We start from the raw sequence: 19,033 nt of genomic DNA, 5'->3' as shown, positions 1-19,033 counted from the left end.
AGGCAAGCGGTTTTTCGACGGACTGTGTTTCCTGTCATACCACGGCACCTGGATGGACCCCTGCCAGTATCAATCATGACTTTTTCCCATTGACGCAGGGACATGATATACAGGATTGTACGGAATGCCACACCAATGGTACCTATCAAGGACTATCCTCGGAATGTGTGAGCTGTCATCAAACGGATTATGATCAAACCTCGGACCCCAACCATTTGTCGGCCAATTTTCCGACCGATTGTGCTTCTTGCCATACGACCAACCCTGGTTGGCAACCAGCGGAATTTGATCATGATGGACAATATTTCCCCATATATTCCGGTGAGCACCGAGGAGAATGGAACGATTGTACCGATTGTCACATCAATACGAACAATTATGCCGAGTTCTCCTGTTTCCAATGTCATGGACAGGCCGAAACTGATAACGAACACGATGAAGTGGGAGGCTACGTATATAGCAGTCCGGCCTGCTATGAGTGTCACCCAACTGGAAGCGAATGAAAAAAACAATCCAATACATCATACGGACGCTCATCTTTTTGACCGTTGTTGTGGCCTGGGGCCAGGACAAGGAAGTGGTCAATGGAAAAGTTTCCTTTATAACCGCTAACAGTGTCTATGTCCGTTTCGATAGCACAGCGGCTATCCAGGTAGGGGACACCCTACGATTGGATGGCCAAAAAGGCCCTGCCTGTCTTTTCGTGGACAGTAAATCCACAACATCCTGTGTATGTCTTCCTTTATTTGATTGTAAGGTGGAAAAAGGTGACAAGATCATTTTTATCCCGCCCGTGAAAACCGATGCGAGCGTTGCCGAAGAAATTGTTGTGCCCAGAACACTGCGTGATACCCTGGATCAAGAGACAAAGGAGTTGGCCTACCCGCAAGAGATCAAGGCCCGAATATCGGCCTCTACCTACAGTTTGGTGTCGAACGATAGGGAAAATAGGCATCGCTTGATGAGCAGATTATCAGTGGATGCGGATCATATCGATGATTCCAGGTTTTCCGCCCAGGTGTATATGAACTTTCGGCACATCTTGGATGCACCCACGGGGCGGGTGGGAAATAATTCCCTTTTACGGGTATTCAATTTTGCCGTGTCCCATGAAACGACTCCCACCCTCAAGTTTCTCTTTGGGAGGGCCATAAACCCTAAAATTTCTTCCCTTGGGCCTATGGATGGACTGCAAGCGGAAAAGCAGTTGGGAAACGCATACGTGGGTGCGATGGTCGGTTCAAGGCCCGATGTATTCGATTTTGGCTTTAATCCGAACCTATTGCAGTACGGGGCCTATTTGGGAATCAATTCCGATAGGGACGATTTTCGTTCCCAAACGACCTTGGGGTTCATAGAACAAAGGGGGGAAGGGGCCATCGATAGGAGGTACGCCTATGCGCAGCACACCAGTGCCTTGTCCCAGAACCTTAATTTATTTGCCTCTGCTGAAATGGACCTGTATAGCAAGGTAGGGGATACCATTGCCAATGACTATCGCTTGACAAGTCTATACTCTTCTTTACGGTATCGTTTTTCAAGGGGGGTAAGCCTCATGGTTTCCTACGATACCCGAAAACGTATTATTTATTACGACACCTATCGATCCGATATCGAGCAATTATTGGACGATGATCTGGCCCGTCAGGGGGTCCGTGCCCGCATCAATATCAGGCCCTTACGTCGTGTTTTCACCGGATTCAGTTACAGCAAACGATTTCAGAGCGACCAGCAGAACAAATCGGACAATATCCATGGGTATTTGACCTTGTCCCAGACCCCGTTCGTCCATGGCCGGACTTCCGTATCCTATAATCAAAACCAATCCAACTATGTGGTCAGTAATATTATTTCCATGCGGCATTCCAGGGGGTTGTTCGAGAATAGGTTGAATACGGAACTGTACTATCGTTTGGCCGAATACGATTATACGATGAACTTCGATAAGCTTTCACAGCAACTGATGGGGGTCAATCTGACCTACCATATCAACAGGACCCTGATGTTCAGTTTGACAGGGGAATTGTCCATGTACAATGACAGTAGGAACTACCGCGTGTATACACGATTGGTACAACGTTTTCACAGTAAACATAAAAATTGATATGATGAACGTAAAAATCAGAAATGCCGTTTCGGCAAGTTTGTTTATAGCACTATTGACCACGTCCTGTAACAATAGTCCAAAAGTCGTTGAGGCGACCAGCAATGGGGGAACCGATGCAGGCAATGATAATCCTTTCGAAGTCAGGAATCCGGATATTGCGGTCACCCCACCCGGCAACCCTTTCGGAAATGCACTGCATCAGGTCACCATTGCGGAGGTACTTCAGGCGAGCAGATATGTTTACCTGCGCGTCGAGGAAAAGGGGGATTCTTTTTGGATAGCGACACGTAAAATGGAAGCCCGTCCAGGAGAGACTTACTTTTACCAAGGGGGCTTATTGAAAACCCAATTTGAAAGCAAGGAACATAACCGTATGTTCGATACCATCTATCTGGTCTCCAATTTGGTGTCCAGGGACCACTCCAAGCAGATGCAAGGCCAAACGGTGCCCCAACCAAGGCTGAACAAGAATGTGCCTTCTCCTGCCAAAGCCGATATCCCCATGCACACCGATGAAAATGTGGTGCACAAGGGCGTAGTCCAGATCTCCGATGTGGTAAATAATCCCAAGGCCTATGAGGGCACTACGGTAGAGGTCAGAGGGGTATGTGCTAAGATCAATCCCAATATTATGGACCGTAACTGGATTCATATCAAGGATGGTAGCCAAGATGGGTATGACCTGGTCATTACATCGAGCTCCTATGTACCGGAAGGGGAAGAGTTTGCCATGCGTGCCGTAGTGCGTCTCAACCGTGACTTTGGTGCCGGTTATGCCTACGACCTTATTCTTGAGGATGGGGTATTGGTTGATTGACCCATCCCCGTATTGCACATCATCATGCATTCCACATCATAAAACTTAGGTAATACTTTTAAATTTACGCTTTTTCAAATAAGCGACTATGGCCACTGCGGTAATCGATGCCACCACAATATAGACCCAAGTCGGAATTGGGACAGGGTCCCCGGTGGCATAGGAATGAAGCCCGGAGAGGTAGTAGTTCACCCCATAATAGGTCATGATTACAGAGGACAGGCCGAAGATAGTGGCCAAATTGTAGGCAAACAGACCTTTTAAGCTGGGTATCAAACGCATATGCAATATAAATGCATATACCAGTATGGTCACCAAGGCCCAGGTCTCTTTGGCATCCCATCCCCAATAGCGCCCCCAGGATTCATTGGCCCAAATACCGCCCAGGTAGGTTCCAATACTGACCATGAACAATCCTCCGATCAAGGTCATTTCGCTGATGTACGACATTTCGGTCACCATTTTTTTGATGCGATCTACATTGGAAGATTTTAAAAACAGTAACAATATCAGATTGATCAGCCCAATGATAGCACCCAACATCAAGAAACCATAGCTTCCGGCTTCCAAGGATACATGTATGGTAAGCCAATACGATTTGAGTACGGGAACCAAGGGAGTGATTTCAGGGTCTAAAAAGCTTAAGGTGGCCACAAAGAGGATGATGGCAGCTAAAACCATGGTAGCTGAGAGTCCTCCGAGTGATTTTCGAGTAAAAAGAAGTCCAGCCAGGGTTGAGGTCCATCCAATATATATCATCGATTCATATCCATTGCTCCAAGGCGCCCGTCCTGATACGTACCAACGCAAGCCCAGTCCTATCGTGTGGAATACAAATCCCAGAACCACCAGGGTCAATAGGATGTAATGTATTTTTTGAAGTTTCCATTGTGGTTTGAAGACGGAAAGGAAAAGAAAAAATAATAGGATCAGTCCCATGATAATATAAAAGATCGCCAGACGCGTGAACACGTTCATTTTGTTGAGCGCTATTTCCATGGAAATTTTTGTTTGGGAAGGGACAATATTCCCGCCATGCTCAACTTGGTACGCTTTGAGTTCATTTACCAGGCTCTCCGCATCGGCATAGTTCCCGTCGCGGATACCATTGTTGAGAGCAGTTCGGTAGTTGGTGAAAAATTTATCGGCCACTTGTGTGCGATTACCGTTGGATGCATGGCCGTGGGAGGACATCCAGGTATGGTTCACATTGTCCGGTTCGGGTACCAATCGGAAAATCGTACCGGAAAATACCATGTTCATGATATTGACCCGTTCATCGATTTTTAATAGTTCCTTTTCCAGGGTGCCGCGGTCTGAGGGATTCATATTGTAGGCAGCTTGTACTCTTGCACTCAGTTTATAGGCTCCGCTCTCGTCGAAAAAATCGGCATAGGAAGCATAATTCCCCCCTGCATTGAGTTGCTTGCGAATTTCCTCATGTTCCCCGAGTTTTATCAATTTTTCATGGTACCACTCCTGTGGGTTTGCAAACATGCCGAGTATGATCTGATCGGCGTTTAGACCTTTATGGTTTTCCTTTCTGTAGGTCTTTCGAAGGATCTCACGGGAAAGGGTATGCATGGGTTTCATCCGTCCCCTGTAATCCTGGACAACCAGTTCACTAAAGGTTTTGGCGTGCTCCGTGGATACGGCACTATGGGTTATGTCATGGTTCTGACCGTAACCGTTCATTCCAAAACCCAGGAATAGGGCCAGCAGTATGGCCTTGCTTCTGATATTTTTTATTTTTTTTGACAATTCGTGGAATCTTGATTTTTTGCTGAAAAGGGTTAAGATCATTCCAAGGGTGAGTAGCCCATAACCCAAATAGGAGATAAGCGTGCCCCAGAAATCATGGTTGACACTGAGATAGGTCCCTTTTTCATCACGATCGAAAGAGGACTGAAAAAAGCGAAACCCCTGATAGTTTAGAATATGGTTCATATAAATCCTAAAATCCCTGTTCACACCATTTTGTTCGTCCAATAGCGTTACTTCGCTGGCATAGGAAGAAGCACTACTGGTTCCAGGGTACTTCTCCATAATGAAATCGTTTAAACGCAATCTAAAAGGTACTTGGTAGGTTTTTGATCCATAGGATGCAGCCAAGGTCAGTCCATCAAAATTAATTATTTCCGATTTTCCCTCGTAGCCTCTACGTCCGTATAGGTAGGCCTCCTCTTCCTGGCCATCGAGTGTCACCTGTAAAAGCACGGCTGCCTGACTGTCTTTTCTCATTTTCGGGGATTCCGATATCAATTGGGTGGACGCATTTTCATTGAATTCCGGAAATACCACATTATGGGTTCCATCCGAATACAAGGCCCGCAATTTCAAAGGACGTGATGGTTCATCGCCCGCTATAGTGTCCCTTGTTTGGGTCGCCATGACCATTTCAGTGAGGGTTCTGTTGGTGTCAAAGGTCAGCTGTCCGTCCGTATAGGCAATATTGAAGGCATCCGGTATCTTGTTCACATTGAAGTTGTAAAGGATTCCCCCAATGCGTTTACGCTCCCCTTGGGACAAAAAATACTCTTCCCTGCCGTTCCTTCCGGCCACTACCAATTTAAGGGTGGGCCTGCCCGCTAGACCAGGACTCAATTTTTTGATGGGATTTGGTATGAATTCCTTGGTTTTAATTTGGACCAGGTGTTCATCGAGCAAATAACTTTCTTCCCATTGGTTTTGGGAAAGGGAAGCAAAAAGCACCGGTTCTTCGATTTCATATGTTTTTCCGCCAGTGGTGACTTTGAAGTTCAAGTAGGTGTCCGCCGATACAAATGCATTGGATGTATCGTTCTCTCTTATGTGCATGACCCCTTCGTAAGAAAAATAACGGGTTATCGCTGCTCCTGCCAGAATGACAATAATAGCGGCATGAAACATTAAAAGAGCCCATTTTTTTTGCTGGATCATCCTGAACTGTACGATATTATAGACAATGGATCCTGCGAAAAGCAGTAAAAGAAATTCGAACCACCAGGCCTTGTAAATCAGTTTTTGTGCCGAGCTGGTTCCAAAATCATTTTCCACAAAGGTGGCCACACCAACACTTATGGCAAATAAGGCTAGGTATAGGGAGGCGCCTTTGGTCCCCAAAAACAAGGCGGTCAGTTTTCTAAGTCGTTTAAATACAGGATGTGTCATGGTTAAGTATGATATTAGCCCGGAGCTTTGGGGAACTCCATGTATAGGACAGGGGAAAGATAAAACACCCTAATTAAAAAGCCAAATATTTGTCTATTGGGTTTTCTTTTGACCATGGATAGTTTGCTTATCGTACCCTGTCTATGACAGTTGCTCCGACAAGCACCTGGGGCTTCCAATTTCTGATGTTGTTTTCCAATTCATTGTTTTTTGATATTGCGGAAAATAGTATACTATACCTATAGGATTATTTATTTTTTGTCTATCCAGTTAAATTAGAGTGGGTAGCTATGGTACCCAAATATTGGGAGTAGGTCAATGAAATTCCTTTGTAATTTTGAATTTGGATTATTGAAGGGGAAAAAGAAATCCAGTTCTGATTCGAACTGGGCTTACTATTGGAATTGCTACATTAGATTGGACATTAAATTGAGGGACATTCCAATGAATTTTAACTTAGACCAACTATGAGAAGAAAAGCGAGGAATTACACCGACGAATTCAAACAAAAGGCAGTAGAACTGAACTACGCCCGTGGCATTATCGTTGAGATTTGAGGTGAACTTGACATCCCCAGATTGGTATTGGGCAGGTGGAGAAAGGAAATGGGAGAACTCCGGCGCCATCAGTTTTCAGGGCCTTGGAAGGGAAAAGGTGACCAATTGACCTCCTCCCGTTGATTGTTCCGATTCCAGAATCGGATTGCTTTCGTTTTTGTTTTGCTTTGCAAAAGAAAGCGTAAAGCAAGAGGATAACAGGCTAGCGCGCTGTTATTGATTCATTTTCCTTCGGAAAAGCCCATTTCTAGTATGTTTTTCGCAAATAGTGATTAATGGCTTTTACAGTATTTTTTACTAAAAAAGCTCCCGAGACCTGTAAAATTAATAGATTTTTTGCTAAAAAAAGGTTTTTTGAAATATGGCTTGGTTAATTAATGAAGGCTTTGTTTGTTCAATTGATTTTATCTACCAACCTCTCATTTTTCACGGAAAAATGCGTTCAGCCCAGTAAAATCGAGGAATTTTTCACGGAAAAATCAAAAATAGATAAACATTATGAGTAAAATGTACCTTTGTTATCTGCTAAATATCCACTTGTATTTTATTGAACCAGTTTTGTGCGTTACAATCGGATTATTTTGGGAAACACCCTATATTTGAGATATGCAGACAAAAACCAAGAACAACTATATAGGCTGAAAGATCAGTAGGATCAGGGAGCTCCGAGGAATGAAATAAGAAACCCTTGCCTAATAACTGGGTATCAGCCAACAGGCCGTTTCCAATATTGAGAACAGCGAAAAAGTGGATGATTCCAAACTGGAAGAGATTGCCAAGGCGTTGGGAGTAACCAAAGAGGGTATCGAAAATTTTTCTGAAGAAGCAATTTTAAATATCATTGGCAACACTTACCACGTGGACATTTCTTCTGCTGTAAATTATGGATGTTCTTTCAACCCTTTGGATAAGCTAATGGATGCATATGAAGAGAATAAAAAACTCCATGAGCGTCTTCTTCAAGCTGAAAAAGACAAGGTTGTCTATTTGGAAAAGCTGATTAAATAGATTGTTTAAAGCTTCGATTATTCCCAGTCTTTATAGTCTCTTGACAATTTGTAATATCTTTATGTTCTAAACGGTAATAGATAGACAAATGCAAGTTCAATTTCGTACCAAGGAAGAGGCCAATTTGGAACAGGAAAGAGCTTTCCTGAAACTTACCCCTATAGAGCGTGTTTATCGTTTCTTGGATTTGATGCAGCGCATCAACCGATTTCCCACAAAGGCCAAGCATGATGAGAATAAATTCATCATACAGATTACGACAGGGAAATGAGGCAGTGGAAGGAAGATATTGACCTTTTCTTGAAAATGACCAACAAACATGGCGTTCGTATGCTGATGGTAGGTGGGGGTGCCGTCAATTTTCACGGACATCAAAGACACTCTGCCGATGTTGATTTCTGGATAGACCCCAAAGAGGATAATTTCAAAAGGTTGGTAAAAGTGTTCAATGAAATGGGATACGAGATTGAGGATTTCCCAAAAGAAGTGAAGGACGGACACCAAAACATTTCCATTAAATTCTCCCCTGCCGATTTCAACCTAGAGTTGATAACCAATTTCTCGGTGAACAAAAGTTTCGATAAAGCTTTTGAGGAAGCGGAAGAAGCTTCCTTGAATGACCAACCCCAACTTAAATGGAAAGTGTTGAACCTTGATGACCTTATCACAAGCGAGATAAGGGCGGGAAGGCCCGAGGATTTGGCAGATGTCCAACAATTGAAGAGGATCAACAATAAAGGCTAGTTAGAACAGTCTTATCTTCCAATAGACTAACTGTTGGTTCCTTCTTAAAAAAGGGCAATAGGAACTCTTCAAAGTTTAATTGATTTTGCCTCGCTCAGTAAATTAGTATTCTATGAGTTATCCAAATTAAATTCGATGATTTTTGGGCATTATTTTCCCTATCAATACACCCCGTCCATTTGCGGGGGGGCGATATTGAAGGAAAAAATAATGTTTAGTAGGCGTGGGCGTAAACGTTGACGTACGGTGTGCCCCGATTCACGGCAGCGAACATCCGGGAGATCAGCTTATTTGGGATAATGTTCAAGGTGCTCATCTTGTTCTTTCCCTCTTTAGTCCGTTTTAGGGAAGGCTACAGCTTTTCTTCCTAAACACTATAAAATTGAAACAGGAACCACGTGTAAAAAGTTGGGATAAGATTGAGACTTGTTTTATTTTCCATTTTTGACATTATTCTATTCTATTTGGTGTTGGTTAACCTGTTCTTTTAGCTTGGATCTTAAGAGTTGCATATCATTGCTGACCTTCTTTTCAATAACACGTGCATAAATCTGAGTTGTTGCCAATTTGGTATGGCCAAGCATTTTTGATACTGTCTCAATGGGAACACCATTTGACAATGTTACGGTCGTTGCAAAGGTATGTCGAGCCATATGGAAAGTAAGATTCTTTTTGATCTTGCACAGGTCGGCTATTTCCTTTAGATAACTGTTTAATTTTTGATTGGAAATTTTTGGCAATAAAGTGCCAGTTGCTCTAGTTCTTGTATGTCCGAAGTATTTATTTACAAGAGTAAGCGGAATATCCAATAAGGGGAGTTCATAGGGAACTCCGTTTTTGTTTCGTTTTGCGGTTATCCATTTATTCCCATCAATCCCAATGACCAGATTCTTATGGTTTAGTTGTATAATGTCTCCATAAGGAATACCTGTATAGCAACTAAAAAGAAAAAGGTCTTTTACAATTTCAAGACGCTCGCATGTGATTTCTAAATAAACGATGCGCTTAAGTTCTTCCTCGGTCAGAAATTCCCTCTGTCTTTTTTCCATTTTTGGGGTAAATTTTTTAAAGGGGTCGTCTTTCAACCAATCCAGTTCAACTGCCAACTTTATTTGTTTTCTAAAACGTTGGATATGTTTCATTACAGCATTGTTGGCAATGGACTTTCTGTAATGTTTTTTTGGGTCATAAGAGCGTAAGAAGCTCTCCAATCGCAAAAGGAAAGGATAATCAAGGTCGTGTAACGGATAATCATTTTTATTGTATTGTTCTTTAATGAATTCAAGAACATACTTTTGATTGGTCCTGTAATGACAAAGGGTTTTAGGGGCCAATTTTTCCTTGTTGGTCTCATTGTGAAAATCAAAGACCTCACTTAAATAATGTACCTTTTGGTTCTCACCGAGATAATGGGTTTTTATCTTTTCTACAGTTACCAGACCATGTGCAGCTTTGAGCTCACGGTACAGTTGGAAAATTTCCATTCTTACCTCTTCAAGGTATTCATTTAAGTACCTGGCGGATGCTTTTGTGCCCTTAGCACGTTGTTTTTTTGAATCCCAACTGTTGACGTTCAGTTTTTTCTTAAGGCTGATGTTCGCCTTCTTGCCGTTAAGACTGATCCTTGCGTAAAGGTTTGCTTCATTATTGGCATCTGCTCGTTGGGCGTATTGCCAAATTAGGATGGAAAATGTTCTGGTCGATCTCATAGAGAAAGGTTTTTGGTTAAACAATCTGCTACGAAAGTCAAATCAACCATACAGTCAAATCGTCCGATTTTAAATGCCAAAATTTCATGTTGACGATTTAAAAATCTTATGTTGACGATTTGTGAACTCTTTTAAACCATTTTATATCAAATTAAATGATATGCCAAAAAATGCAAAATCCTGTAAATCAGTTAGATTACAGGATTTTGATATCTTATGGTTTGTTAAAAAGTGACCTGACTGGGGCTCGAACCCAGGACCCTCTCCTTAAAAGGGAGATGCTCTACCAACTGAGCTATCAGGTCTTTCAGTAAGTGCCTAGCTGTTTGGCTAAGCGGGTGCAAATATAACATCAATAATCTATTTTCCAAGGTGAATTCTGGATAAATTTGTGTTTTTTTGAAATCGGATAATATTCTTCGATATGAAAATAGTTTTACTGGGATATATGGCAAGTGGAAAGTCGACCGTTGGACGATTGTTGGCCAGGCAATTAGGGACATCGTTTGTCGATTTGGATGATTATATCGAACAGCATCAAAAAAAATCCATAAAAGATATTTTTTCTGAAAAAGGCGAGATTTTCTTTCGCAAATTGGAGCATCAAATGCTAAAAGAGGTTTTGGATTCACATACAGCGGTGGTGCTTTCCACTGGGGGAGGGACTCCTTGTTATGCCAACAATATGGAGACCATTTTACAACAGTCGGACCATTCCATTTATTTGAACCATAGCATACCTGTTTTGGTGGAACGCATCACCAAGGAAAAGGAACACCGTCCGCTTGTAAAAAATATTCCCGATCATAATCTCCCTGAATTTGTGGGGAAGCATTTGTTCGAACGTAGGCCCTATTATATGCAGGCCGAACATCGGGTGGATTGCGATCCATTGTCCGCTGAAGAAGTAGTTGGTGCAATCAATAAATTACTCTAGGTAAACCGCATTGTTTTTTGGCTCAAAATCCACTCGGATATGTTCGTTGAGCGAAGTAGAGAGCGAAATCCCCTTAAAATCCGCTTTAATGGGGTACTTTTTATGGTTTCGGTTCACCAGTACTGCCGTTTTTAGCTGTTTTATTGGGGTTTTTAAAAAGTGATGGGTACCGTAGATCAAAGTGGTCCCCGAATTCAACACATCATCCACAAGAACAATGGATTTGTTCTTATAGCCTTCCTCTCCTAGCGAAGTGGTGACTCCGCTCTTCAAAGGATTCTTTTTGTCCATGTCCATTTTGCACAATACAATGTCCGCATCCGTTATTTTTTTGAGGACAGCGGCTATCTTTTTTGCAAAACTTTCCCCTCCACCCGTAATTCCGGCCACCACAATTTCATCCTCTTCTACATTGGACTCATAGATTTGGTATGCGATACGTTTGGTAATATGCTGAATTTGGTCGTGGGTAAGAATACGGTTTATCATAGTTGTGGTAACTTGTTTCAAAGATATGAAAACGGTTTATTCCGATTCATCCAAAAAATCATCCAAATCCCTTCGGTCCTTCTTTGTGGGCCTACCAAGACCCTTCTTCCGATAATGCTTCTTGGCGAACTGCAGCAGATCATTGTGCTCAAACGCATCCTTTGGGGTAGTGTCCTTTCGGTAAATGTCGACCAATTTTGCGCCCACACGGCTTTCGGGCAGGTCCAAAACCGTAAGCTGATAATCGATTTGGTTTTTTCTGACCACGATCTTGTCCATAGGGTATACGTCCCGTGATGGCTTTACAGCATCGCCGTTCACTTTCACCTGTCCTTTTTTTACAGCGGTAGAGGCAGTGTTTCTGGTTTTAAAGTATCTGGTGCACCAAAGGTACTTGTCTATTCGCATGGTCTTCGCAAATCTTTGTTAAGGGGCGGAACAAAAATAATGGAAAATTGTATCTTGCGCGCCTAAATAACAGACTTGATGAGGTACGGAATTTTAGCACTTATTGGTTTTGCGGTAACACTACTGTCCTGTAACAATGATGATAACGGCGGAATTGAACAAGTACCGCCCAGGTTATTGAGCGAAGTATCACCAGAGGACGACGAGACCATTAAAGAGTTTTTGAGCACCCATTTTTACAACTACGAAGATTTTGATACACCCCCAGAAGGGTTCGATTATAGGATAGTTATCGACACCATTGCTGGAGCCAATGCAGATAAAAGACCGTTGATAGAGGAAGATTACAAGACCTTTACGGTGAACGTATCTTCCAGCTTTTTGGGATTGGATACAGGGGAGGAAGACATTTCGCACACACTCTATTATATTGAAGCAAGGCAAGGCGGCGGGCCAAGCCCCACTTTTGCCGATTCCACATTGGTGCGTTACCAAGGAACATTATTGAATGGCACTACCTTTGACCAAAACCAAGATTTTCTATGGCAAGAATTACCTTTTACAGTGAGAGGCTATGCCAATGGAATTGCACAAATGAGAGCGGGAACCCCCGACCAGATTGTTGATAATCCTGATGGTACCTATAGCATCGCAAATAGTGGAATAGGAATCATTATAATGCCTTCTGGTTTGGCGTACTTTAACAATCCCCAATCTTCTGTAATCCCAAGATATGCTCCCCTAGTCTTTAAGGTGGAACTTGGTCTTATTGTAGAAGATACGGATAACGACAATGATGGAATTCCTTCAGTAGATGAAGATTTGAACGGTAATGGCTATTTGTTCGATGACAACACTGATTTTGAACAAGAAGCGTTGGGTGGTCGTTTGGCCAACTTCCGTGATGCTGACGATGATGCCGACGGGGTGTCCACAAGAACTGAAATTACGGATGATGCTGGTGAAATCATCATCCCTTACCCCGATTCCGATGGCGATGGGATTCCGGATTACCTGGATCGCGATTCCAACTAGTCAGAACGAAAACAGATAAAATAAAAAAATCCCCGTTGTTCTCAACGGGGATTTTTTTTGACAGTGAACAATGCTTAAAGTTTAAGCAATGCTGAAAAAATAATTTGTGATGGTCTTGTATCCACCCTACCGGAAACATCGGTGATATTGTTTCCAATAAAACGGGCTTCGTTTTCAGAGAATCCTCTTTCATATCGAACGTCAAGACCCAATCTTCCAATGTTCACCCCAACACCCACGTTGAGGCCTACGGTAAAGTCGTTTTCCACGTCTTCTACCTGCAAATCGCCCAAATCGTTGTTCAAGGTATATTGAAAAGCGGGTCCTGCAAAAATATGTAGGGGGCCAATCAATTTATAGCCCAACAACACAGGTAGGTCCAATTTGGACACATCGTAATCTTGGGAGCCACCATCTGGAATATCATAGGAACTCTTGGTTTTGGAATACACCAATTCGGGTCTGAGGTAAATTTTTGGAAAATCCAATTTTCCCCAAAAACCAAAATTATATCCCGTTTTGCCTTCGGCGCCCTCAATTATATCCTGACCGCCATCGCCGACAGAACCGATCAAATCCCCATTTTTGTTGTAGGAAAGTCCAGCCTTGATTCCAAATCCGGAGCCACTTTGAGCCATTACGGCAGAGCCCATAAGTGCAAATGCTACTACTAGAAACGTTTTTTTCATAAGTGTGTTCATTTTTAGAAGTTGAATATCCCCCCAGGATAGTTGAAACTACTTACGTTTCAACACCTTTAAAACGGCCGTTTCTATGGCTTTATTGTTCAAACCGTACTTCTCCATCAGTTGTTCCGGTGTTCCACTTTCACCAAAAGTATCCTGTGTTGCCACAAACTCTTGAGGCGTAGGATGGTGCGTTGCCAACACACGGGCCACACTTTCTCCAAGTCCACCCAAATAATTGTGCTCTTCGGCAGTCACCACACAACCTGTTTTTTTAACGGAATCCAAAATGGCCTTGTCATCCAGTGGTTTTATGGTATGTATATTGATCACCTCTGCAGAAATGCCTTGGTTTTCCAAACTTTCGGCCGCAAGCAAAGCTTCCCAGACCAAATGTCCCGTAGCAATAATGGTCACATCGGTTCCTTCGTTCAGCATGAGCGCTTTACCTATCTCAAATTTTTGGTCCACGGGAGTAAAATTGGCCACTTTGGGTCGCCCAAACCGAAGATAGACCGGCCCATGATGCTCTGCAATGGCAATGGTGGCCGCCTTGGTCTGGTTAAAATCACACGGGTTGATTACGGTCATCCCAGGCAACATTTTCATCAAACCGATATCTTCCAAGATTTGATGGGTCGCGCCATCCTCACCTAAAGTCAAACCGGAGTGCGATGCACAAATTTTTACGTTCTTATCGGAATAGGCGATGGATTGACGGATTTGATCGTAAACGCGCCCTGTTGCAAAATTGGCAAAGGTGGACGCAAACGGAATCTTCCCTCCAATGGTCAAGCCGGCGGCGATGCCCATCATGTTTGCCTCTGCAATGCCCACTTGAAAGAAGCGCTCAGGATTTTCTTCGATAAAAGTTTCTATTTTGAGGGAACCCACCAAATCGGCACAAAGTGCCACCACATTGGGATTGGTTCTCCCCAGTTCTGTCATTCCCGCGCCAAATCCGCTTCGGGTATCTTGTTTTCCTTGATCTGTATATTTAGTCATTGTCTTTTTTTCTATGATTAGTAATCGCCTAGGGTTTCAGGATTTTGTTCCAATGCCGTGGCCAGCTGTTCATCGTTCGGCGCTTTACCGTGCCAAGCGTGGGTGCCCATCATAAAATCCACACCGTTGCCCATTTCTGTAGTCATTACAATACAAACCGGTTTTCCTTTCCCTGTTCTGTTTTTGGCTTCTTTTAGGCCTGCAATGACTTGTTCCAAATCGTTTCCGTTTTCTATTTCCAAAACATCCCAACCGAAGACCCGGAACTTTTCGGCTACATTGCCCAAGGGCAGAACATCCTCCGTACTACCATCAATTTGTTGCCCGTTTCTATCCACTGTGGCGATAAGATTGTCTACTTTATTACCAGCGGCATACATAATGGCTTCCCAGTTTTGGCCTTCCTGTAGCTCGCCGTCACCGTGCAGGCTGAACACCAAATGGTCGTCGCCATTCAGCTTTTTGGCCAAAGCGGCACCTATGGCTACGGACATGCCCTGACCCAATGAACCGGACGCCACACGAACACCGGGCAATCCTTCGTGAGTGGTAGGGTGGCCTTGCAATCTAGAATCGATGAGCCTGAAGGTGTTGAGTTCATCCAGCGGAAAATAGCCTCTTCTGGCCAATACACTGTAAAAAACGGGCGATATATGTCCGTTGGATAGGAAAAACACATCTTCCCCGATTCCATCCATATCAAACCCATCCTTTAACTCCATGATTTCGTTGTAGAGTGCTACAAAGAATTCAGTGCAGCCCAAAGAACCTCCTGGGTGCCCCGAATTTACGTTATGGACCATTCGTAGAATGTCCCTTCTTACCTGTACAACCAGGTCCTGTAATTCTTGCGTGTTCGGCATCGTGTTTCTAATTTAGATATCAAATGTAATCGCATTATTCGTGGAAAACAAGTGTTTAAAATACATTTGTTAATTCGCTCGCGCCCAGAAACTTTATTTTTTTGTTAAGGATTGGGCAAACTGAGTTGGTTATATTTGCGGTTCTAAAACGAACAATTGGAATTTACCTTAGCACAAAAGGACAGTAAAACCAAGGCACGGGCGGGGGAATTGCATACCGACAATGGTATCATACAAACCCCGATCTTTATGCCTGTGGGTACCGTTGCCTCCGTAAAAGGGGTGCATCAGCGGGAGTTAAAGGAGGAAATAAATCCTGATATTATTTTAGGAAACACCTACCATTTATACCTAAGACCGGGCACAGGAATCCTGGAAGAGGCGGGCGGACTCCATAAATTTATGGGGTGGGATCGTCCTATTTTAACCGATAGTGGGGGATATCAGGTATATTCCCTTTCCGATAACAGAAAGATCAAGGAGGAGGGCGTTAAGTTTAAATCCCATATCGATGGCTCCCTGCATGTATTTACCCCTGAAAATGTTATGGAAATCCAGCGCACCATAGGTGCGGATATCATTATGGCTTTTGATGAGTGTACCCCGTACCCTTGCGATTACCAATATGCAAAACGGTCTATGCATTTAACCCATAGATGGCTGGACAGATGTATCAATCATTTGGAAACCCTTCCATTTAAGTACGGTTACTCCCAAAGTTTTTTTCCGATTGTTCAAGGGTCTACCTATAAGGATTTGAGAAAGCAATCGGCTGAATACATTGCTTCCGTAGAAGCAGAAGGTAACGCTATTGGCGGACTTTCTACAGGAGAACCTGCCGAGGAGATGTACGAAATGGCCGAAATTGTTTGCGATATTCTTCCCGAAGACAAACCAAGATATTTAATGGGGGTCGGAACACCCATCAATATTTTGGAGAACATCGCCCTTGGTGTGGATATGTTCGATTGCGTGATGCCTACCAGAAATGCACGGAACGGCATGTTGTTCACCGCTCATGGTACTATCAATATCAAAAATAAAAAGTGGGAGAACGATTTTTCCCCTATCGATGAAATGGGCATCACCTTTGTGGATACAGAATATTCCAAGGCATATCTGCGCCATTTGTTCGCTGCCAACGAATACTTGGGCAAGCAAATTGCCACGATTCATAACCTCGGATTTTATTTGTGGTTGGTCCGTACGGCAAGAGAACGTATTTTAGCCGGAGATTTTTTGGAGTGGAAGACCATGATGGTAAACCAAATGGATAAACGACTGTAATGCTTACCATACTCGATAGATATATCCTCAAACGCTACCTCATTACCTTTATCGGGATGCTGCTGTTGTTCGTTCCCATTGGGATCATGGCCAACCTAGCGGAGAAAATCGGGAAAATCATTGATAACGAAGCTCCCTTGGCCGAGGTCATCGTATTTTACGGCAATTTTACCTTGGTAATTGGGAACTTATTGTTGCCCATCTTTTTGTTTCTATCGATTATATTTTTTACCTCCAAATTGGCCAGTAACACGGAAATCGTAGCCATTTTGAGCAGCGGTGTCTCCTTCTGGCGGTTTTTGAGGCCCTATTTTGTGGGAGCCACTTTGGTGGCCATCCTCATTTTTTTGATGGGCATGTTCATTGTGCCACATGCCAGTATTGGATTTAATGAATTTGAATATAAATACTTTAAAAAAGGGAAACGCGACCGTGTCACGGAGAATATATTCAATCAATTGAACGAACGGGATTACATTTACGTGAGCAGTTTTGATCCTAACCGGCAAATAGGATACAATTTCACCTACGAGCACTTCGATTCCATTGGTAAACTGGACTATAAGATTTCTGCCAGTAATATCCGGTGGGTAAAAGATGATAGTCTTTACCGTTTGACCAATTACGAAAAACGCACCTTGCGCAACGAAACCGAATATATTGAAGCCAAAAGAAGACTGGATACGGTCTTCTCATTTCAGATTGATGACCTTACCCCAGTGTCCTACGTGGCGGAGACCAAGAACCTTTTTGAGCTCAACGACTTTATAGAAGACCAGCGAAGAAAGGGCGCATCCAATATTAATGCTTACGTGCTGGTGAAGTACAAACGGTGGGCACTTCCTATCGCGGCTTTTATTCTTACTGTAATTGCAGTCGCCGTATCTTCCATGAAGCGAAGGGGCGGCATGGGACTCAATCTGGCTTTTGGAATCGGTGTGGCCTTTGTCTACATCTTTTTTGACAAGGTTTTCGGGACATTGGCAGAGCAATCCGGTTTTTCACCCCTTTTGGCTGTGGTAATACCCAACCTTCTTTTTGGCGTTTTTGCTGTTTACATGCTCATGAAGGCCAAGCGCTAATCCGTCCAAATACTGTATATTGTTGACGTTAAAAGACTTGTATATTTCATGTGAGTATGCCATAATGTTATATATTTGTCCCCATTGTTTTTCATGAAAATAAAAGACTTCCCATGGAATATCTAGAATTTGAACTCCCCATCAAAGAACTTGAAGAGCAACTTCAAAAATGTATGGTGATAGGGGAAGAAAGTGATGTTGACGTTACCGAGACCTGCTCGCAAATCGAGAAAAAACTCGAAAAGACCCGAAAGGATATTTACCAAAACCTTACAGCTTGGCAAAGGGTTCAGCTTTCAAGGCATCCCAGCAGACCCTATACCATGGATTACATCAACGCCATTTGTGGGGATACCTTTTTGGAACTTCATGGGGATAGAAATGTAAAGGATGACAAGGCCATGGTTGGCGGATTGGGAAAAATCGGCGACCAGAGCTATATGTTCATTGGACAGCAAAAAGGATATAACACCAAGACCCGTCAATACCGAAATTTTGGTATGGCGAATCCCGAGGGATATAGGAAAGCATTGCGTTTGATGAAATCTGCGGAGAAGTTTAAAATTCCAGTAGTATGTTTTGTGGATACTCCGGGCGCCTATCCGGGGATAGAGGCGGAAGAACGTGGACAAGGTGAGGCCATAGCCCGAAATATCTTGGAAATGACGCGTCTTAAAGTACCCATCATCGTTATCATTATTGGCGAAGGAGCCTCTGGTGGTGCTTTGGGCATTGGAGTAGGGGACAAGGTGTTGATGTTGGAAAACACCTGGTACTCCGTAATCTCCCCGGAATCCTGTTCATCCATTCTTTGGAGAAGCTGGGAATATAAAGAACAGGCCGCAGAAGCCTTAAAATTGACCGCTACCGATATGAAGAAACAAGGGTTGGTGGATGAAATCGTGAAGGAACCTCTCGGAGGAGCCCATTCGAACCGAGAAAAGACTTTTGAAACCGTTGCGAACAAAATTTCTTCCCATTACGAAGAACTTAAAAAGTTATCACCAAAAGAATTGGTAAAAATCCGGATGGATAAATACGCCAACATGGGTGTTTTCAGCGAATAAATCTTATTTTTCGGGGACTTATCTTTTTTGTTAGGTAATATCCCCGTTTTTTTTTATGTTATCAACAGGTATTTTAAGTTAT

18 protein-coding genes and 1 tRNA gene are annotated in these 19,033 nt (G+C 43.1%); 11 read left to right on the top strand and 8 right to left on the bottom strand.

All coding sequences use genetic code 11. From position 1 onward, the window contains the following. The 3 genes from EO130_RS15370 to EO130_RS01225 form a co-directional block, all read left to right on the top strand. Positions 1-503, top strand: a 503-nt coding sequence (locus EO130_RS15370) for a hypothetical protein (protein ID WP_206513100.1), incomplete at its 5' end; no start/stop codon positions are given. Then, positions 500-2,104: a hypothetical protein gene (locus EO130_RS01230; RefSeq protein WP_127139718.1), complete on the top strand. Its 1,605-nt coding sequence runs from the start codon at positions 500-502 to the stop codon at positions 2,102-2,104. The genes EO130_RS15370 and EO130_RS01230, both read left to right, overlap by 4 nt. A 1-nt stretch (position 2,105) precedes the next feature. Then, entirely contained in the window at positions 2,106-2,924 is an 819-nt protein-coding gene (locus tag EO130_RS01225; RefSeq protein WP_127139717.1) for a hypothetical protein, read from the top strand. 45 nt (positions 2,925-2,969) lie between these two features. Here the strand turns inward: EO130_RS01225 and EO130_RS01220 are convergent, their stop codons facing one another. Continuing rightward, the gene (locus tag EO130_RS01220) at positions 2,970-6,074 is read right to left on the bottom strand and encodes a cytochrome c biogenesis protein (protein WP_127139716.1); all 3,105 of its coding nucleotides are present in this window, start codon (positions 6,072-6,074) and stop codon (positions 2,970-2,972) included. A gap of 1,256 nt (positions 6,075-7,330) precedes the next feature. Between EO130_RS01220 and EO130_RS01215 the strand changes: the two genes are divergently transcribed. From EO130_RS01215 to EO130_RS01205, 3 genes are all read left to right on the top strand, one after another. Beyond that, the gene (locus EO130_RS01215) at positions 7,331-7,639 is read left to right on the top strand and encodes a helix-turn-helix domain-containing protein (RefSeq protein ID WP_417935493.1); all 309 of its coding nucleotides are present in this window, start codon (positions 7,331-7,333) and stop codon (positions 7,637-7,639) included. Positions 7,640-7,727: 88 nt separating this feature from the next. Next, on the top strand, positions 7,728-7,910 hold the full coding sequence (locus tag EO130_RS01210; RefSeq protein WP_127139715.1) for a hypothetical protein: 183 nt from the start codon (positions 7,728-7,730) through the stop codon (positions 7,908-7,910). Beyond that, complete coding sequence (locus tag EO130_RS01205; RefSeq protein ID WP_127139714.1) at positions 7,907-8,383, top strand: nucleotidyltransferase; 477 nt, start codon at positions 7,907-7,909, stop codon at positions 8,381-8,383. The genes EO130_RS01210 and EO130_RS01205 overlap by 4 nt, the downstream gene beginning before the upstream one ends. A gap of 455 nt (positions 8,384-8,838) precedes the next feature. On the opposite strand, the gene EO130_RS01195 is transcribed toward EO130_RS01205, so the two are convergent. Further along, the gene (locus EO130_RS01195; RefSeq protein ID WP_127139713.1) at positions 8,839-10,092 is read right to left on the bottom strand and encodes a site-specific integrase; all 1,254 of its coding nucleotides are present in this window, start codon (positions 10,090-10,092) and stop codon (positions 8,839-8,841) included. A gap of 232 nt (positions 10,093-10,324) precedes the next feature. Continuing rightward, positions 10,325-10,397 (bottom strand) — tRNA-Lys (locus tag EO130_RS01190). Between the two features lie 119 nt (positions 10,398-10,516). Here EO130_RS01190 and EO130_RS01185 point away from each other — a divergent pair. Beyond that, a complete protein-coding gene (locus EO130_RS01185) occupies positions 10,517-11,029 on the top strand; it encodes a shikimate kinase (RefSeq protein WP_127139712.1) in 513 nt (170 codons plus the stop codon). Here EO130_RS01185 and EO130_RS01180 read toward each other — a convergent pair. Together EO130_RS01180 and EO130_RS01175 are read right to left on the bottom strand one after the other, a co-directional pair. Then, complete coding sequence (locus EO130_RS01180) at positions 11,021-11,518, bottom strand: phosphoribosyltransferase family protein (RefSeq protein WP_127139711.1); 498 nt, start codon at positions 11,516-11,518, stop codon at positions 11,021-11,023. The two genes, EO130_RS01185 and EO130_RS01180, sit on opposite strands and share 9 nt — an antisense overlap. 36 nt (positions 11,519-11,554) lie before the next feature. Continuing rightward, positions 11,555-11,926: an RNA-binding S4 domain-containing protein gene (locus EO130_RS01175; protein WP_127139710.1), complete on the bottom strand. Its 372-nt coding sequence runs from the start codon at positions 11,924-11,926 to the stop codon at positions 11,555-11,557. 78 nt (positions 11,927-12,004) lie between these two features. Between EO130_RS01175 and EO130_RS01170 the strand changes: the two genes are divergently transcribed. Continuing rightward, entirely contained in the window at positions 12,005-12,961 is a 957-nt protein-coding gene (locus tag EO130_RS01170; protein WP_127139709.1) for an FKBP-type peptidyl-prolyl cis-trans isomerase, read from the top strand. Between the two features lie 74 nt (positions 12,962-13,035). On the opposite strand, the gene EO130_RS01165 is transcribed toward EO130_RS01170, so the two are convergent. From EO130_RS01165 to EO130_RS01155, 3 genes are read right to left on the bottom strand one after another with little or no spacing between them, the layout of a single operon-like run. Further along, entirely contained in the window at positions 13,036-13,650 is a 615-nt protein-coding gene (locus EO130_RS01165) for an outer membrane beta-barrel protein (protein WP_127139708.1), read from the bottom strand. Positions 13,651-13,698: 48 nt separating this feature from the next. Next, positions 13,699-14,652, bottom strand: coding sequence for a transketolase family protein (locus EO130_RS01160; RefSeq protein ID WP_127139707.1), 954 nt, complete (start codon positions 14,650-14,652; stop codon positions 13,699-13,701). A 17-nt stretch (positions 14,653-14,669) separates the two neighbouring features. Further along, positions 14,670-15,515 (bottom strand): transketolase, encoded by an 846-nt coding sequence (locus EO130_RS01155; protein ID WP_127139706.1) that lies wholly within the window; start codon positions 15,513-15,515, stop codon positions 14,670-14,672. Positions 15,516-15,671: 156 nt separating this feature from the next. Here EO130_RS01155 and tgt point away from each other — a divergent pair, with 156 nt between their 5' ends. The 3 genes from tgt (at position 15,672) to EO130_RS01140 (ending at position 18,951) form a co-directional block, all read left to right on the top strand. Further along, positions 15,672-16,802, top strand: coding sequence for a tRNA guanosine(34) transglycosylase Tgt (tgt, locus tag EO130_RS01150; RefSeq protein WP_127139705.1), 1,131 nt, complete (start codon positions 15,672-15,674; stop codon positions 16,800-16,802). Beyond that, positions 16,802-17,884 carry an LptF/LptG family permease gene (locus tag EO130_RS01145; RefSeq protein WP_127139704.1) on the top strand — a complete coding sequence of 361 codons (1,083 nt, stop codon included), beginning with the start codon at positions 16,802-16,804 and terminating at the stop codon, positions 17,882-17,884. The genes tgt and EO130_RS01145 overlap by 1 nt, the downstream gene beginning before the upstream one ends. Positions 17,885-17,997: 113 nt before the next feature. Beyond that, on the top strand, positions 17,998-18,951 hold the full coding sequence (locus tag EO130_RS01140) for an acetyl-CoA carboxylase carboxyltransferase subunit alpha (protein ID WP_127139703.1): 954 nt from the start codon (positions 17,998-18,000) through the stop codon (positions 18,949-18,951). The last annotated feature ends 82 nt before the right edge of the window (positions 18,952-19,033 follow it).

The sequence above is a fragment of the Flagellimonas marinaquae genome, assembly GCF_003992675.1.
GTDB lineage: Bacteria > Bacteroidota > Bacteroidia > Flavobacteriales > Flavobacteriaceae > Flagellimonas > Flagellimonas marinaquae.
The sequence above is the reverse complement of the archived record's forward strand: the minus strand, read 5'-3'. Positions and strand labels throughout refer to the sequence as shown.

Excerpts from the sequence above, each read along its gene's own strand:
- EO130_RS01230 (WP_127139718.1), top strand. The coding sequence starts at position 500 with ATGAAAAAAACAATCCAATACATCATACGGACGCTCATCTTTTTGACC.
- EO130_RS01225 (WP_127139717.1), top strand. The coding sequence starts at position 2,106 with ATGATGAACGTAAAAATCAGAAATGCCGTTTCGGCAAGTTTGTTTATA.
- EO130_RS01220 (WP_127139716.1), bottom strand. The coding sequence starts at position 6,074 with ATGACACATCCTGTATTTAAACGACTTAGAAAACTGACCGCCTTGTTT.
- EO130_RS01210 (WP_127139715.1), top strand. The coding sequence starts at position 7,728 with ATGCAAGTTCAATTTCGTACCAAGGAAGAGGCCAATTTGGAACAGGAA.
- EO130_RS01205 (WP_127139714.1), top strand. The coding sequence starts at position 7,907 with ATGAGGCAGTGGAAGGAAGATATTGACCTTTTCTTGAAAATGACCAAC.
- EO130_RS01195 (WP_127139713.1), bottom strand. The coding sequence starts at position 10,092 with ATGAGATCGACCAGAACATTTTCCATCCTAATTTGGCAATACGCCCAA.
- EO130_RS01185 (WP_127139712.1), top strand. The coding sequence starts at position 10,517 with ATGAAAATAGTTTTACTGGGATATATGGCAAGTGGAAAGTCGACCGTT.
- EO130_RS01180 (WP_127139711.1), bottom strand. The coding sequence starts at position 11,518 with ATGATAAACCGTATTCTTACCCACGACCAAATTCAGCATATTACCAAA.
- EO130_RS01175 (WP_127139710.1), bottom strand. The coding sequence starts at position 11,926 with ATGCGAATAGACAAGTACCTTTGGTGCACCAGATACTTTAAAACCAGA.
- EO130_RS01170 (WP_127139709.1), top strand. The coding sequence starts at position 12,005 with ATGAGGTACGGAATTTTAGCACTTATTGGTTTTGCGGTAACACTACTG.
- EO130_RS01165 (WP_127139708.1), bottom strand. The coding sequence starts at position 13,650 with ATGAAAAAAACGTTTCTAGTAGTAGCATTTGCACTTATGGGCTCTGCC.
- EO130_RS01160 (WP_127139707.1), bottom strand. The coding sequence starts at position 14,652 with ATGACTAAATATACAGATCAAGGAAAACAAGATACCCGAAGCGGATTT.
- EO130_RS01155 (WP_127139706.1), bottom strand. The coding sequence starts at position 15,515 with ATGCCGAACACGCAAGAATTACAGGACCTGGTTGTACAGGTAAGAAGG.
- EO130_RS01145 (WP_127139704.1), top strand. The coding sequence starts at position 16,802 with ATGCTTACCATACTCGATAGATATATCCTCAAACGCTACCTCATTACC.
- EO130_RS01140 (WP_127139703.1), top strand. The coding sequence starts at position 17,998 with ATGGAATATCTAGAATTTGAACTCCCCATCAAAGAACTTGAAGAGCAA.